This window comes from Variovorax sp. P2_H12, from assembly GCF_056403395.1.
Map to the genome: position 1 here is coordinate 246,417 of NZ_JBFUFO010000001.1, position 15,719 is coordinate 262,135.

The following is a 15,719-nucleotide window of genomic DNA, read 5'->3' on the forward strand; positions in this document are numbered from 1 at the left end:
ATTCCCCGGAGACCCCATGACCGCAAGAAGCGTCCAAGAACTTTTCAACCTCAGCGGCAAGACCGCGCTGATCACCGGCGGCTCGCGCGGCCTCGGGCTGCAGATGGCCCATGCGCTCGGCGAGGCCGGCGCCAGGATCATGCTGAGCTCGCGCAAGGCCGACGACCTCGAGCAGGCCACCGCCGAGCTGCAGGCGGCCGGCATCGACGCGCGCTGGATCGCCGCCGATTGCGCGAAGGAAGAGGACACCCGTCGCCTGGCCGACGAGACGCTCGAGCGCATGGGCGCGATCGACATCCTGGTCAACAACGCCGGCGCCAGCTGGGGCGCCCCGGCCGAGGACCATCCGGTCGCGGCCTGGGACAAGGTGATGAACCTCAACGTGCGCGGCTACTTCATCCTGGCGCAGCAGGTCGCCCGTGCCTACATGATCCCGAAGAAGGCCGGACGGATCATCAACATCGCGTCGATCGCGGGCCTGAACGGCAATCCGCCCGAGATGCAGACCCTGGCCTACAACACCTCGAAGAGCGCGGTGATCGGCTTCACCCACACGCTGGCGGCCGAATGGGGCAAGTACAACATCAACGTCAACGCGATCTGCCCGGGTTTCTTCATGACCAAACTGGCGGCCGGCTTGATCCACTCGATCGGCGAGGAGAAGATGGCCTCGCACGCGCCGCTGGGCCGGCTCGGTGACGACGAAGACCTGAAGGGCATCACGCTGCTGTACGCGAGCGACGCCGGCAAGCACATCACAGGTCAGTGGCTGGCGATCGACGGCGGGGTCAGCGTCGTTCTTGGCGCCTAGGATGAAACAGCCCCCGAAGCGCCTGCGGCGCCTCCCCCCTCAAGGGGGGCGATACCAGCGGCCCGGCAAAGCCGGTTCCGCGGCATCCCTGGGATGGGGCTGTGCCGATTTCATGCGTCGTGCTGGGTCACTTGATCGCGTGGTGGACCACTGAAATGACCGATTCCGACGACAGCATCAACCTTCGCTCCTACACGGACCGCATCCCGTTCGCGCGCCATCTCGGATTCGAGATCACGAAATTCGAGGGCGGCGAATCCGAGCTGCGCTACACCGCGAAGCCCGAGCACCTGAACACCTTCGACGTGACGCACGGCGGCGCCGTCATGACCATGCTCGACATCGCGATGGCCGCCGCCGCGCGCAGCGAGACGCCGGAGATCGGCGTCGTCACGATCGAGATGAAGACCACCTTCATGGCGCCTTCGGTCGGCCCGCTGATCGCGCGCGGCACGCTGCTGCACCGCACCGCGACGATGGGCTTCACCGAGGCGAAGATCTACGACGCCCAGGAACGCGTCTGCGCCCATGCCACCGGGACCTTCAAGTACGTGAAGCGCCGCCTGCCCACGGGGCCGGCCAGCGCCAACGCGATGCGCCCGCCTTCGACCGATTGACCCCTTTTTCCTGGAGACCTCCATGCCCACCAACAGACAACAGATCCTCGACAACCGCCCCGAGGGCGAAGCCGTCGCCAGCAACTTCAAGCTCGTGACCACCGAGACGCCGGCCCTGAAGGACAACCAGGTGCTGGTGCGCCACCACTTCATGAGCCTCGATCCCTACATGCGCGGCCGCATGAACGACGCCAAGAGCTACGCGCAGCCTCAGCCCCTGGGCCAGGTGATGCAGGGCGGCACCGTCGGCGAGGTGGTCGAGAGCAAGCATCCGAAGTACGCCGTGGGCGACAAGGTGGTCGGCTTCGGCGGCTGGCAGGAATACAGCGTGGTCGATGCCTCGCAGCCCGGCGCCTTGAAGAAGGTCGACACCACGCATGTGCCGCTGTCGCACTACCTGGGCGCGGTCGGCATGCCCGGCGTCACCGCCTGGTATGGCCTGGTGAAGATCATCGATCCGAAGGCCGGCGAGACGGTGGTGATCACCGCGGCCAGCGGTGCGGTCGGCAGCGCTTTCGGCGCGCTGGCCAAGGCGCGCGGCTGCCGGGTGGTCGGCATCGCCGGCGGCCCGGACAAGTGCAAGTACGTGGTCGACGAACTGGGCTTCGATGCCTGCATCGACTATCGCCAGCATCCCGACGTCAAGAGCATGGCCACGGCGTTGAAGGAAGCCTGCCCGAAGGGCATCGACGGCTACTTCGAGAATGTCGGCGGCTACATCTTCGACGCGGTGCTGCTGCGCACCAACGCCTTCGCGCGCATCGCGCTATGCGGCATGATCGCGGGCTACGACGGCCAGCCGCTGCCGCTCGCCAACCCGGCGCTGTTCCTGGTGAACCGGCTCAAGCTCGAGGGTTTCATCGTCAGCGAGCACATGGAGGTCTGGCCCGAGGCGCTGGCCGAACTCGGCGCGCTGGTCGCCAGCGGAAAGCTCAGGCCGCGCGAGTCGATCGCCCAGGGCATCGAATCGGCGCCTGAGGCCTTTCTCGGCCTGCTGAAGGGCAAGAACTTCGGCAAGCAACTGGTCAAGCTCATCTGAAATGAAAGCTCTTCCCCGAAGCGCCTGTGGCGCCCCGAGACGCTGCCCGAGGCAGCGGCTCTTCGGGGCCGTCCAAGCCTGCGCAGGCAGGCTTGGAGCCGCGGCCCTCAGCCCCTCAAGGGGGCGATACCAGCGGCCTGGCAAAGCCAGTTCCGCGGTATCCCTGGGCTAGAGTTGTTTCGGTTTCACGCGCCGCGGATTTGCGATCGCGTGATGGAGATATGAATTGAACAGGAGGCAAGCATGGACACCACGCACGAGGTCTTCAACCAGCCGGCGCCGCTCGCCGGCTACAACCTGTTCGAAACCAACCGGCCGCTGCGCGATGCGCTCAAGCACAACGCGCCGCAGTTGCAGCTGGCGCCGCTCGAACACCTGGGCGCCGAGATCGGCACGGTCGAGATGCAGACCCATGCGCGGCTCGCCAACACGCACACGCCGGTGCTGCACACCCACGACCGCTTCGGCCGCCGCATCGACGAGGTGGAGTTCCACCCGAGCTATCACGCGCTGATGGCGGCGGCCGTCGGCGCCGGCCTGCACGGAACGCCCTGGGCCGGCGAATCGCAGTCGCCCCATGTGCAGCGCGCGGCCGGCTTCATGCTATTCACCGAGCTCGAGCCTTCCATGCTGTGCCCGATCTCGATGAGCTATGCGGTGACGCCCGCGCTGCGCGGCAATGCGGCCGTGTATGCCGACTGGGGCCCGAAGCTTGCGAGCCGCTGGTACGACCCGGCGCTCAGGCCCTGGCGCGACAAGCCCGGCGTGACCATGGGCATGGGCATGACCGAGAAGCAGGGCGGCTCCGATGTCCGTGCCAACACCTCGCGCGCAGTCCGTGCGGGAAGCGACGGCTGGGGCGAGCGCTACGAGATCACGGGCCACAAGTGGTTCTTCTCGGCGCCGATGTGCGATGCCTTCCTGGTCCTCGCGCAGGCACCCGCCGGGCTCTCGTGCTTCTTCCTGCCGCGCGTGCTGCCCGACGGCAGCCGCAACGCGATCCGCATCCAGCGCCTGAAAGACAAGCTCGGCAACAAGGCCAACGCCAGTTCCGAGGTCGAGTTCCACGGCGCCAGCGCCTGGCTGGTCGGCGAGGAGGGCCGCGGCGTTCCGCAGATTCTCGAGATGGGCACCATGACCCGGCTCGACTGCGCCCTCGGCACCAGCGGCCTGATGCGGCAGGCCCTGAGCCTGGCGCTGAACCACACGGCGCAGCGGCAGGCCTTCGGCAAGCCACTGATCGCGCAGCCGCTCATGAAGAACGTGCTGGCCGACCTGGCGCTGGAAAGCGAAGCGGCGACCGCGCTGGCGATCCGCCTGGCGCGCGCCTTCGATCGCCCCGAGGACGAACACGAGCGCCTGATGGCCCGCCTGCTGACGCCGGTGGCCAAGTTCTGGATCTGCAAGCGGGGCAGCCATTTCGCGCAGGAAGCGATGGAATGCCTGGGCGGCAACGGTTACGTGGAAGAGGGCGGCGAGGGCGTGATGGCGCGGGTGTACCGCGAGATGCCGCTCAACTCGATCTGGGAAGGCGCCGGCAACATCATGGCGCTCGACCTGCTGCGCGGCCTGCGCAAGGGCGACGCGGTCGCCGCGCTGGCCCGCGAACTGGCGCCGGCGCGCGGCAACGACGCCGCGCTCGACCGCCTGGCCGACGCGCTGCCCGCGCGCATCGAGGCGATGGCGACCGAAACCGAGGCGCGCCGGCTGGCACAGGACGTGGCGCTCGCGGTACAGGCGGCCCTGCTGGTGCAGACCGCGCCGCCGGCCGTCGTCGGCGGCTTCTGCTCCTCGCGCCTGGGCGGCGACTGGGGCCACGCCTTCGGCACGCTCGGCGCCGGCGTCGACCTCGATGCGATCATTTCCCGTGCCCGGCCCCAGTGACCGCACTCTTCGGAAAAAGGACCCCATGGCAGACCTGATCCTCCACCACTACGCGACCTCCCCGTTCTCGGAAAAGCTGCGGCTGATCCTCGGCTACAAGCAGCTGGCCTGGAAGTCGGTGATCATTCCGCAGATCGCGCCCAAGCCCGAACTGGTCGCGCTCACCGGGGGCTACCGACGCACGCCGGTGCTGCAGATCGGTGCCGACATCTATTGCGACACGGCGCTGATCTGCGACGTGCTCGAGCATCTGGCGCCGCTGCCGTCCATCTACCCGGAGCCGGGCAAGGGGCTGTCGCGCCTGGTCGCGCAGTGGGCCGACAGCACGTTGTTCTGGGCCGCGATGGCCTACAACTTCAGCCCCAAGGGCGCCGCCGACATCTTCGGCAAGGCGCCGCCGGAGCTGGCCAAGGCCTTCACCGACGACCGCCGCGCGATGAGCACAAGCATGGTGCGGCTGCGTCCGGCCGATGCCGCGGCGGCATACAAGTCCTATCTGCGGCGCCTGTCGGACATGCTCGATGACACCGACTACCTGCTCGGTGCCTTCCCGACGGTGGCCGACTTTGCCTGCTACCACCCGCTGTGGTTCACGCGCAAGCGCACGCCCTCGATGGCGGGCATCCTGCAACTGACGCCGGCGGTGGGCGACTGGATGGACCGGATGTCGGCCATCGGCCACGGCACGATGGAGACATTCGATGCGCAGCGCGCCATCGAAGCGGCGGCGGCCTCGACGCCGCACACGCTGCTGTCGGACAGCACCTTCCAGGACGAGCACGGGATCGCCCTGGGCTCGCGCGTCACGATCACGGCCGAGAGCTTCGGCCTCGAGGCCACCGAGGGCGAGCTCATCGCCGCCAGCCGCACGCATTACACGCTGCGCCGCAGCGACCCGCGTGCGGGCACCGTGCATGTGCACTTCCCGCGCATCGGCTTCGTGCTCAAGGCAGTGACAGGCTGAGGCGCGCGGGCACCTTGGCGACTGCGCTGGCGGACATTCCGTATTTCAATAGCGCCTCACCGCCAATCACAAGAGACGAAAGGACACGCGCAAATGATTCAGGACTTCAAGGGCACGACGGCCGTACTCACCGGTGCAGGTTCCGGCTTCGGCCTCGAATGCGCGCGCATCGGCGCGGCGCGCGGCATGAACCTCGTGCTGGTCGACGTGCAGCAGGATGCGCTGGACAAGGCGCAGGCCGAGATGGAGGCCGCCGGTGCGCAGGTGCTGGCACGCAAGGTCGACGTCGCCAATGCGGCGCAGATGGATGAACTCGCCCGCGCGGTGCAGCAGCGCTTCGGCGCACCGCACTTCGTCTTCAACAACGCCGGCGTCGGCGCCGGCGGCCTGGTGTGGGAGAACAGCGTCGCCGACTGGGAATGGGTGCTCGGCGTCGACCTGATGGGCGTGGTGCACGGCGTGCGACTGTTCACGCCGATGATGCTCGAGGCCGCCGCCAAGGACCCGGCGTACCGCGGCCACATCGTCAACACCGCCAGCATGGCGGGCCTGCTGACGCCGCCCAACATGGGCATCTACAACGCGGCCAAGGCGGCCGTCGTGAGCCTCACCGAAACGCTCTACCAGGACCTGAAGCTGGTCACCGACCAGGTCGGCGCCAGCCTGCTCTGCCCGTACTTCGTGCCCACCGGCATCACGCAGAGCGAACGCAACCGGCCCGGCGCGCTGGCGGGCGGCGAACTCACCAAGAGCCAGCTGATCGGCCAGGCGATGAGCAACAAGGCGGTGAGCAGCGGCAAGGTCAGCGCCGCCCAGGTCGCGCAGATGGTGTTCGACGCCATCACCGCCAACCAGTTCTACATCTTCAGCCACCCCAAGGCGCTGGGCAACGTGAAGAGCCGGATGGAGCACATCGTCTCGATCACCAACCCGGCCGACCCGTTCCTCGAGCGCCCCGAGATCGGCGCCAACCTGCGCGCGCAATTGCGCGCGGGCTGAAGCCGCCCCCGCGCCAGCGAGGCCCGTTCGGGGAACCCCGCGGAACCGGCTCTGCCGGGCCGCTGGGGTTGCCCCCGGCGAGGGGGTGGGAGCGCGACACGCAGTGCGCGCGACCTGGGGGTGAGCTCCACCTACGGCGGCAGCAGCCAGGGCACCAGCAGGACGCTCACGACGCCCACCATGACCGCCAGCGGCAGCCCGACCTTGACGAAATCGCCGAAGCTGTAGTTGCCGGCCGTGCTGACCAGCGTGTTCACGGGCGAGGAGATCGGCGTGAGGAAGCCGGCCGACGCAGCCAGGGCCACCATCATCGCGAACGGGTAAGGCGATGCGCCGAGGTGCTTGGCCAGTGCCAGCGCGACCGGCGCCATCAGCACCGCGGTGGCCGTGTTCGACACCACCAGGCCGATCCCCGCGGTCAGGATGAACAGGCTGGCCAGCACCGGCCGGATGCCGAAATTGCCCACCAGCGCCAGCAGGCCGTCGGCGGCGAGGTCGATCCCGCCGGTGCGCTGCAGCGCCAGCGAGAAGGGCAGCATGCCCACGATCAGGATCAGGCTGCGCCAGTGGATCGCGCGATAGGCCGTGTCCAGGTCGACGCAGCGGAACAATCCCATCAGCAGGCAGCCGACGATGGCGGCCTGGACGTTGGGGATGACGCCCCACAGCATCAACCCGATCACGAGCAGCAGGCAGAACACCGCGTGGGGCGCGCGCCGCGGCACCGGGACCAGGGTCCGGCCCTCCAGCGGCAGGCTCAGCCCCACCAGGTCGTGGCCGTCGGACTGCAGCGCCCGGAGGGCCTGCCACGGGCCCACCAGCAGCAGCGTGTCGCCGATCTTGAGCCGCGCATTCTCGAGGGCGTGTTCGTGGGTGACCCGGCCGCGGCGCAAGCCCACGATCGTGAGGTCGTGCTGGGCCAGCAGGCGCGATTCGTCGCCGGTGGTGCCGACCAGCGTGGAATCGACCGGGATGATCGCCTCGGCCATGCCGACGTCGCGCGACTGGTCCGTGAAGTAGGCGCCGGAGATCGGCAGCATGTGGAGCGCGTACCGCTCGCACAGGCGCGGCACGTCGAAGTCCCGGGACTCGACGTCCAGCAGCAGGATGTCGCCGGCCCGGATCTCGGTGTCGGCGGATGCGCGCAGAACCTCTCGCCGCAGCGTGTGCTGGCGCTCCAGGGCGATCACGCGGGCATCGGAGGCATCGTTCAACCCCAGCCCATCCAGGCTGCGGCCCACCAGCGGCGAGCGCGGCTCCACGCTGAGCCGGAAGGCGCGGTCGTGCAGCTTGTACTGCTCCACCCAGTCGTTCAGGCTGGGCCGTCCGCCGCCCGCCGCGGTGCTCTCGCTGGGCAGCCGGCGCCTCGCCACCAGCATGTAGGCGATGCCGAGGATCAGCACCGGCACGCCGATCGGCGTGAAGGCGAAGAAGCCGAAGCCTTCCGCGCCGTGGCGCACGAGTTCGCCGTTGACGATCAGGTTCGGCGTGGTCGCGACCAGCGTCATCATCCCGCTGATCAGGCCCGCCACGCTCACGGGCATCAGCAGCTGGCTGGCTGCGATGCCGGTCTGCTGCGCGATGCGCATCACGATCGGAATGAAGATGGCGACCACCGCGGTGGAACTCATGAACGAGCCCATCAGGCCGACCGCCAGCATCAGCAGCACGAGCAGGCGGGTTTCGCTGCTGCCGCCGCGCGCCACCAGCCAGTCGCCGACGTTCTGGGCGACACCGGTGCGCACCAGCCCTTCGCCCAGCACGAACAGGGCGGCGACCAGCACGATGTTCGGGTCGGAGAAGCCGGCCAGCGCCTCGTTCATGTCGATGACCCCGGTGACGGGCAGCAGCACGATCATGATCAGCGCCACCGCGTCGAGCCGCGGCCGGCCCGAGACGAACATGGCGATCGCGACGCCCAGCAGCACGAGGACCTGGATCAGTTCAGACGACATGGGAAGAGTCCGCAGGAAGAGCAGGCTGGATTCTGCGGGATTGCCCGTGCGCCGCGTCGGGGCTTGGGGCGGGCGGCAGGATTGCATATACTGAACCACTCGGTTCTGTGTATGTTCGATCACACCAAGGAGACCTGCATGGCCTATGTCGATGGATACGTTGTTCCCGTTCCGAAGGACAAGATCGAGGCGTACCGCCAGTTGGCGGCCCGCGCCGGTGCCGTCTGGCGCGAGCATGGCGCCCTCGAGTACCGTGAATGGATCGCCGAGGACGTCAAGGCTGGCGAGCACACCTCGTTTCCGCAGAGCGTGCAGTTGAAGGACGACGAGACGGTGGTGTTCTCGTGGATCGTCTTCGAATCGCGCGACCATCGCGACAAGGTCAACGCCAAGGCGATGAGCGACCCGCGCCTGGCCGACATGATGGATCCGTCCAAGATGCCCTTCGACGGCAAGCGGATGTTCTGGGGTGGCTTCGAGCCGCTGGTTGAGGTCTGAGAGTCCGTCGCCGGGCCGCGGCGCGGAGCGTGGGGGCGGTCAGCGCGGCTGGACGGCCACCGGGCTGCGTTCCGCGAACTGCCCGTTCCAGTAGGGGTAGTAAGGGTAGGGCGGCGTCACCGCGCTGGCGGCGTCGAGCCGCGCGATCTGCTCGGTCGTGAGCTTCCAGCCGAGCGCGCCGAGGTTCTGCTTGAGCTGCGCCTCGTCGCGCGCACCGATCAGCACCGATGACACGGTGGGCCGCTGAAGCAGCCAGTTGAGCGCGATCTGCGGCAGCGACTTGCCGGTCTCCTCGGCCACCCGGTCCATCGCATCGACCACGCGGTAGAGCCGCTCGTCCTCCACCGGCGGCGCGAAGCCGGCCGTTTCGTGGAGGCGGCTGCCGGCCGGCAGCGGCTGGCCACGCCGGATCTTGCCGGTCAGCCGACCCCAGCCCAGCGGGCTCCAGACGATGGCGCCGACGCCCTGGTCGAGCCCAAGCGGCATCAGCTCCCACTCGTAGTCGCGGCCGACCAGCGAGTAGTAGGTCTGGTTCGCCACGTAGCGCGACAGGCCCAGCCGGTCGGAGGCAGCCAGCGACTTCATCAGCTGCCAGCCCGAGAAGTTGGAGGCGCCGATGTAGCGCACTTTGCCCGCGCGAACCAGGTCGTCGAGCGTGCGCAGCACTTGGTCGACCGGCGTCATGGCGTCGAAGGCATGGAGCTGCAGCAGGTCGATGGTGTCGGTGCCCAGGCGCCGGAGCGCCGCGTCGACGCCCTGGACCAGGTGATGGCGCGAGGAGCCGACGTCGTTGGGCCCGTCGCCCGCGCGCAGCGACAGCTTGGTCGACAGGATGACCTTGTCGCGCCGGCCCTTGATCGCGGCGCCGAGGATGGATTCGGAGGCGCCGCTCGAGTAGACGTCGGCGCTGTCGAACAGATTGACGCCGGCGTCGAGGCAGATGTCGATGATGCGGCGCGCGGCCGCGACGTCGGTGTTGCCCCAGGCGCTGAAGAGCGGGCCCTCGCCGCCGAAGGTACCGGCGCCGAAGCCGAGGGCCGGCACCTTGAAGCCGGAGTTGCCGAGATAGCGTTGTTCCATGGTGGATCCTTGTGGTCGAGTTGGATGGAGCTGAGGCGTTTCACGCGCAGGCGGTTGCGGCCGCTGCCGGGAGGCGTCGATCGAGCGCACGGCTCCAGAGCGCGATCGCGAGCCCGACCAGCGTCAGCAGCGCGGCCACCCAGCCGAGTGCCTGGAGGCCCGGTCCGCGTTCGATCGTCGCGCCGCCCACCCAGGCGCCCAGCGCGTTGCCGAGGTTGAAGGCCGCGATGTTGAGACTGGATGCGAGGTTCTGCCCCGCGCCCGCGGCCTTGTCGAGCACCCTCAACTGCAGCGGTGCGACGGTGGCAAACGATGCGACGCCCAGCAGAAGCACGAACGCGATTGCGCTCCAGGGCGTGTGGATCAGCCACTGCATCGCGCCGAGCACCGCGGCGAGCGCCAACAGCGTGCCCAGCACCGAGGGCATCAGCGCGCGGTCGGCCAGCTTGCCGCCCAGCAGGTTGCCCAACGCCAGGCCGCCGCCGAACAGCATCAGGATCGGCGACACCGCCGCCTCGGACACACCGGTGACGCGGGTAAGCAGCGGCTGGATGTAGGTGAAGACGACGAACAGGCCCGCAAAGCCCAGCACCGTCATCGCCAGCCCGAGCAGGACTTGCGGCCGGCCGAGGACGGCAAGCTCCTCGCGCAGCGAGGACGGTGCGGCGTCGGCCCGCCCACGCGGCACGAACAGTGCCAGCACCGTGCATGCGGCCACGCCGATCAGCGCCACGGCCCAGAAGGTCGCGCGCCAGCCGAAGTGCAACCCGAGCCAGGCGCCGGCCGGCACCCCGAGCAGCGTCGCGGCCGTGAGGCCGGTGAACATCATCGCGATCGCCGAGGCCCGGCGCTCGGGCAGCACCAGGCCGGTGGCGACGACCGAGCCGACACCGAAAAAAGTGCCGTGTGCGAGCGAGGTGACGACCCGCGCCGCCATCAGCATCTCGTAGTTGGCGGCCAGCGCGCAGGCGATGTTGCCGAGCGTGAAGATCGCCATCAGCGCCAGCAGCACGGTCTTGCGCGGCACGCGGCGGGTGGCGATGGTGAGCAGTGGCGCGCCGACCGCGACCCCGAGCGCATAGCCCGAGATCAGCAGGCCGGCGGCCGCGATGGAGACCTGGAGGTCCGCCGAGACCTGCAGCAGCAGGCCCATGATGACGAACTCGGTGGTGCCGATGCCGAAGGCACCGGCGGTGAGGGCGAGGAGGGCGATGGGCATGATGTCCGAGACTGTGCCGGTTGCGTACCCATATGAATAGAATGCTTGTCCGACACGATCCTGTGAATTGAATTCACATATGCCCCGCTCCGAGATCAACCGCTCCGGCGAGATGGAAGCCTTCGTCCAGGTGGTCGAGCGCGGCAGCTTCTCGGCCGGCGCCCGGGCCTTGGGGCTGACGCCCTCGGCGGTCAGCAAGCTGATCGGGCGGCTGGAGGCGCGGCTCGCGACCCAGCTCGTGCACCGTTCCACGCGCAAGCTGCAGCTCACCGCCGAAGGGCGGCAGTTCTACGAGCGCAGCGTGCGCGTGCTGGCCGACATGGACGAGGCCGAGCGCTGCGCCGCCGCAGGTGCGGCACCGAGCGGGCGCGTGAGCATCAATGCCAGTGTCCCTTTCGGCCAGCACGTGCTGATCCCGCTGGTGCCGCGCTTTCTCGAACTGCATCCTCAGATCACGCTCAACATCGTGCTCACCGATCGCGTGGTCGACCTGATGGAAGAGCGCGCCGACGTTGCCATTCGCTGGGGCGAACTGCCGCCGTCCGACCTCATCGCGCGCCGGCTCGGCGCCACCGGGCAGGCCATCCTCGGGTCGCCGGGCTATCTCGCGCGCCACGGCATGCCAAGCACGCCGCAGGAACTCGAAGCGCACAACCGCCTCGGTTTCACCTATCGGCGCAGCGTGCCGGACTGGCCGCTGTCGGTCGACGGCCGCGTGATCGACATGCCCATCACCGGCAACGTGCGAGCCGGCGATGGCGAGGCCCTGCGGGCCTTGGTGCTGGCGGGCGTCGGCCTGGGGCGGCTGTCGCTCTATCACGTGCAGGCCGACATCGACGCCGGCCGGTTGGTGCCAGTGCTGGAGGCGTTCAATCCGCGCGACATCGCGCCGATCCATGCGCTCTACCTCGGCAGGCCCGGTCGGTTGCCGGCGCGGGTGCGCGCGCTGCTCGATTTCCTGGTGGCCCATGTCGGGGAAGACGGGCGGCCTCGGGCTTGACGGAATCGGCCTGTGCCGGGACGGGAAGCTTCCCGGTGCGAGGCCGCATGCCGCGGCCCGCGCCGGGTTGCCCGACAATAGCGCTCAACGCATGAAAGAAGTTCCCGACGCCATCGTCTGCGAAGGCTGCGACGCCGTCTACCGTCGTGTGCGGCTGCGTCCGCGCGAGATCTCGCATTGCCCGCGCTGCAGCACCGAACTCGACCGCCATGCAGGCGACCAGAGCGGTCGCGTGCTGCCGCTGACGGTCGCCTGCCTGATCCTGTTCGCGATCGCCAACCTGTTCCCGATCGTCGAGATCGAGCTGCAGGGGCTCAGCAACGAGACCACGCTGGCCGGCGCAGTGGTGGCGCTGAGTTCCGAAGGCATGTCGCCGGTGGCGCTGCTGGTGCTGGCGACCACGCTCCTGTTTCCGTTGATTCAGCTGTGCATCCTGTTCTACCTGCTGGTGCCGATGCGCTACGAGCGGCGGCCGGCGGGTTTCCGCATCCTGGTGGGGGCGCTCCAGGCGCTTCGGCCCTGGGGCATGGTCGAGGTGTTCCTGCTCGGCGTGCTGGTGGCGATCATCAAGCTCAGCAGCATGGCCCAGGTCATCCCCGGCCCGGCGCTCTGGGCCTTCATGGGGCTCACGGTGCTGTTGACCGCGGTGCTGTCGTTCAATCCGCGAACCTTCTGGGAGATGGCCTTCGAGCCGCGGCCGGGACAACACGAATGAACCAGCCCGCGCCGATCGACGACGCCGGGGCCGGCCGGCTGATGGGCTGCCACCATTGCGGTACCACGTGGCAAGGCGCATTCGACGGCGAGCCCTGCGCGCGCTGCGGCACCCGCCTGCACGCGCGCAAGCCCGACAGCATCAACCGCACCTGGGCCTATCTGGCGGCCGCCGCGATCCTCTACCTGCCGGCCAACCTGCTGCCGGTGATGATCACCAGGAGCCTGCTGGGGACCCAGCAGGACACCATCCTGAGCGGTGTCATCTACTTCTGGGTGTCCGGCGCCTACGGCCTGGCCGCGCTGATCTTCATCGCGAGCTTCCTGGTGCCGCTGTTCAAGCTCACCGCGCTGATCTTGCTGAACATCACGGCCCAGCGTCGCAGCGCCTGGCGGCAGCTCGAGAGGGCCAAGCTCTATCGCATCCTCGAGGTGATCGGGCGCTGGTCGATGCTGGACGTCTTCGTGGTCGCGCTGCTGGCCGGGCTGGTGCGCATCCACGGCTTCGCCGAGATCACGGCCGGGGTCGGTATCGCGGCCTTCGGCGCGGTGGTCGTGTTGACGATGCTGGCGTCGCTGAGCTTCGATCCGCGGCTGACCTGGGACACCCGGCCCGATGCACGGGAGAACGAAACGAACATGACAATGAATCCACATGAATGAAGCAGACACGACTCCCGAGCCCCAGCCGCCGCTGGGCGCGCCGACGGTGGTCAAGCGACGCAACTGGCTGCCGTCGCTGATCTGGCTGATCCCGATCGTGGCCGCGCTGGTCGGCGTGGCGCTGGTCGCGCGCATCCTGATCGACCGCGGCCCCGAGATCGTGCTGACATTCAAGACCGCCGAGGGCCTGGAGGCCAACAAGACGGCGGTCAAGTACAAGGACGTCCAGATCGGCACGGTGCAAAGCATCCGCCTGGCCAACGATCGCTCCCATGTGCGCGTGCTGGTGCAACTCAAGAAGGAGGCCAGTGCCTTCACCGCGCAGGACACGCGTTTCTGGGTGGTACGCCCGAGGCTCGACACCTCCGGGATTTCCGGCCTCGGCACCTTGCTGTCCGGCGCCTACATCGGCGCCGATGCCGGCACTTCGGAAGAGACCGCGGGCGAATTCATCGGGCTCGAGACGCCGCCCATCGTCACGCGCGACGCTTCCGGGCGGCAGTTCCTGCTGCACTCGCGCGACGTCGGTTCGCTGGACATCGGATCGCCCGTGTACTTCCGGCGCATCAAGGTGGGGCAGGTGGCGGCCTACGTGCTCGACCCCGACGGCCGCGGCGTGACGCTGCGGGTCTTCGTCAACGCGCCGTACGACAAGTTCGTCGGCGTCAACACGCGCTTCTGGCATGCCAGTGGCTTCGATGTCGAGTTGAACGCGAGCGGGCTCAAGGTGCGCACCCAGTCGCTCGTCACGGTCCTGATCGGCGGCATCGCCTTCCAGTCGCCCGACGACCAGAGCGGGCCGCAGGCGCAGGAGAACACGGAGTTCGGGCTCGCGAATGACGAGGTCACCGCGATGAAGGAGCCCGACGGGCCCTCGCAGACCATGCTGCTGTACTTCAACCAGTCGCTGCGCGGCCTGTCGCCGGGTGCGCCGGTCGACTTCCGTGGCGTGGTCGTCGGCGAGGTGAAGTCGATCGGCGTCGAGTTCGACCGCAGCGAGCGCGAATTCAAGATGCCGGTGATGGTGCAGATCTACCCCGACCGCCTGCGGCGCCGTGACGTCAATCCCGGGAGGGAGTCGCAGTTCACGCAGCTCGAGCGCTGGCGCTTCCTCGTCAGCAAGGGCCTGCGCGGCCAGCTGCGCACCGGTAACCTGCTGACGGGCCAGGTCTACGTGGCCATCGACTTCTTCCCCGATGCGAAGCCGGCCACCCTGGACATCAGCCGGACGCCGATCGAGCTGCCGACCGCGCCCAACAGCCTGGACGAGCTGCAGTCCCAGGTGTCGGACATCGCCCGCAAGATCAACAAGGTGCCCTTCGAGGAGCTCAGCGCCGATCTGCGAAAGACGATGGCGACGCTCAACAAGACGCTGACCAGCGCCGAGCAGCTCGCCAAGAGCCTGAACAACGACCTGACGCCGGAGATGGCGGCAGCCATGAAGGATGTGCGCCGGACGCTGAACTCGGCCGAGAAGACGATCGCCGACGACTCTCCGCTGCAGCAGGACATGCGTCAGACCTTGCAGGAAGTCACGCGGGCGGCGGCGTCGCTGCGCATCCTGACCGACTACCTGGAACGCCACCCCGAATCACTGATCCGCGGCAAGCCGGAGGACAAGCAGAAATGAGAACCACGACATGGCGCCTCGCGGCATCGGCACTGGGCGCGGCCCTCCTGCTGGCCGGATGCAGCAGCACCCGCACCCAGTTCTACAGCCTGGCCGAGCCCACGCCGCCGGCCCGCGCACCGGTCGCGACCGCTGCGGCAGGGCCGGCCTTCATCGAACTCGCGCCGATCGCCATGCCCGAGCGCTTTGCCCGGCCGCAGCTGGTGGTTCGGCAGCAAGGTTCGGCCGGCGGCCCGCAGGTGGACATCCTCGAGCAGCACCGCTGGTCTTCCTCGTTCGAGAATGAGCTGCGCGACGCGCTGGGCAGCGCCATCGCGGTCCGGCTCGGGGCGGTCGACCTGACCAAGTCCGGCCGCACTCGCGGCCAGCCGGTGACCCGCATCGCGGTGCAGATGGGACAGTTCGACGCCATCGAGGCCAGCCGGGTCGACGCCAGCTTCAGCTGGACCGTGCGTCGCACGGACGAGGGGCCGGCGGTCGCTTGCCGGCTCTCGCTGTCGGAGCCCGTGGGCGCCGGCATGGATGCGCTGGCCGAGGGCGCGCAGCGGGTTGCCGCCCGGCTGGCCGATGCCATCGCGGCCAGCGCCTCGGCGCTGCAGGCCAGCCCGACGTCGCCCTGCGGGGCCTGACGGCTCGCCGGATCGAA

General features: G+C 68.7%; 15 protein-coding genes. 12 read left to right on the forward strand and 3 right to left on the reverse strand.

From position 1 onward, the window contains the following. The first annotated feature begins 16 nt into the window (after positions 1-16). From AC1DYK_RS01230 to AC1DYK_RS01255, 6 genes are all read left to right on the forward strand, one after another. A complete protein-coding gene (locus AC1DYK_RS01230; protein ID WP_478086446.1) occupies positions 17-811 on the forward strand; it encodes an SDR family oxidoreductase in 795 nt (264 codons plus the stop codon). A gap of 155 nt (positions 812-966) precedes the next feature. After that, positions 967-1,428, forward strand: a complete 462-nt coding sequence (locus tag AC1DYK_RS01235; protein WP_478164600.1) for a PaaI family thioesterase — start codon at positions 967-969, stop codon at positions 1,426-1,428. 22 nt (positions 1,429-1,450) lie between these two features. Further along, positions 1,451-2,467: an NADP-dependent oxidoreductase gene (locus AC1DYK_RS01240; protein WP_478164601.1), complete on the forward strand. Its 1,017-nt coding sequence runs from the start codon at positions 1,451-1,453 to the stop codon at positions 2,465-2,467. A 243-nt stretch (positions 2,468-2,710) separates the two neighbouring features. Then, positions 2,711-4,351 carry an isovaleryl-CoA dehydrogenase gene (locus AC1DYK_RS01245; RefSeq protein WP_478164602.1) on the forward strand — a complete coding sequence of 547 codons (1,641 nt, stop codon included), beginning with the start codon at positions 2,711-2,713 and terminating at the stop codon, positions 4,349-4,351. A 25-nt stretch (positions 4,352-4,376) separates the two neighbouring features. After that, positions 4,377-5,315, forward strand: coding sequence for a glutathione S-transferase family protein (locus AC1DYK_RS01250; protein ID WP_478164603.1), 939 nt, complete (start codon positions 4,377-4,379; stop codon positions 5,313-5,315). 93 nt (positions 5,316-5,408) lie between these two features. Continuing rightward, the gene (locus AC1DYK_RS01255) at positions 5,409-6,314 is read left to right on the forward strand and encodes an SDR family oxidoreductase (protein WP_478086439.1); all 906 of its coding nucleotides are present in this window, start codon (positions 5,409-5,411) and stop codon (positions 6,312-6,314) included. Between the two features lie 131 nt (positions 6,315-6,445). Here the strand turns inward: AC1DYK_RS01255 and AC1DYK_RS01260 are convergent, their stop codons facing one another. After that, positions 6,446-8,269: an SLC13 family permease gene (locus AC1DYK_RS01260; protein WP_478164604.1), complete on the reverse strand. Its 1,824-nt coding sequence runs from the start codon at positions 8,267-8,269 to the stop codon at positions 6,446-6,448. A 138-nt stretch (positions 8,270-8,407) separates the two neighbouring features. Between AC1DYK_RS01260 and AC1DYK_RS01265 the strand changes: the two genes are divergently transcribed. Then, the gene (locus AC1DYK_RS01265; RefSeq protein WP_478164605.1) at positions 8,408-8,767 is read left to right on the forward strand and encodes a DUF1428 domain-containing protein; all 360 of its coding nucleotides are present in this window, start codon (positions 8,408-8,410) and stop codon (positions 8,765-8,767) included. A 39-nt stretch (positions 8,768-8,806) separates the two neighbouring features. Here AC1DYK_RS01265 and AC1DYK_RS01270 read toward each other — a convergent pair whose 3' ends face one another. Together AC1DYK_RS01270 and AC1DYK_RS01275 are read right to left on the reverse strand one after the other, a co-directional pair. Next, complete coding sequence (locus AC1DYK_RS01270; RefSeq protein WP_478164606.1) at positions 8,807-9,847, reverse strand: aldo/keto reductase; 1,041 nt, start codon at positions 9,845-9,847, stop codon at positions 8,807-8,809. A gap of 40 nt (positions 9,848-9,887) precedes the next feature. Beyond that, positions 9,888-11,066, reverse strand: coding sequence for an MFS transporter (locus tag AC1DYK_RS01275; RefSeq protein ID WP_478164607.1), 1,179 nt, complete (start codon positions 11,064-11,066; stop codon positions 9,888-9,890). A 79-nt stretch (positions 11,067-11,145) separates the two neighbouring features. On the opposite strand from AC1DYK_RS01275, the gene AC1DYK_RS01280 reads away from it, so the two are divergent. The 5 genes from AC1DYK_RS01280 (at position 11,146) to AC1DYK_RS01300 (ending at position 15,702) form a co-directional block, all read left to right on the forward strand. After that, the gene (locus tag AC1DYK_RS01280; protein WP_478164608.1) at positions 11,146-12,066 is read left to right on the forward strand and encodes a LysR family transcriptional regulator; all 921 of its coding nucleotides are present in this window, start codon (positions 11,146-11,148) and stop codon (positions 12,064-12,066) included. Between the two features lie 91 nt (positions 12,067-12,157). Further along, positions 12,158-12,781 carry a paraquat-inducible protein A gene (locus AC1DYK_RS01285; protein WP_478164609.1) on the forward strand — a complete coding sequence of 208 codons (624 nt, stop codon included), beginning with the start codon at positions 12,158-12,160 and terminating at the stop codon, positions 12,779-12,781. Next, positions 12,778-13,443: a paraquat-inducible protein A gene (locus AC1DYK_RS01290; RefSeq protein ID WP_478164610.1), complete on the forward strand. Its 666-nt coding sequence runs from the start codon at positions 12,778-12,780 to the stop codon at positions 13,441-13,443. Before AC1DYK_RS01285 ends, AC1DYK_RS01290 begins: the two co-directional genes overlap by 4 nt. After that, positions 13,436-15,073, forward strand: a complete 1,638-nt coding sequence (locus tag AC1DYK_RS01295) for a PqiB family protein (RefSeq protein ID WP_478164611.1) — start codon at positions 13,436-13,438, stop codon at positions 15,071-15,073. Before AC1DYK_RS01290 ends, AC1DYK_RS01295 begins: the two co-directional genes overlap by 8 nt. Further along, positions 15,070-15,702, forward strand: coding sequence for a PqiC family protein (locus AC1DYK_RS01300; protein WP_478164612.1), 633 nt, complete (start codon positions 15,070-15,072; stop codon positions 15,700-15,702). The genes AC1DYK_RS01295 and AC1DYK_RS01300 overlap by 4 nt, the downstream gene beginning before the upstream one ends. Positions 15,703-15,719 lie beyond the last annotated feature (17 nt).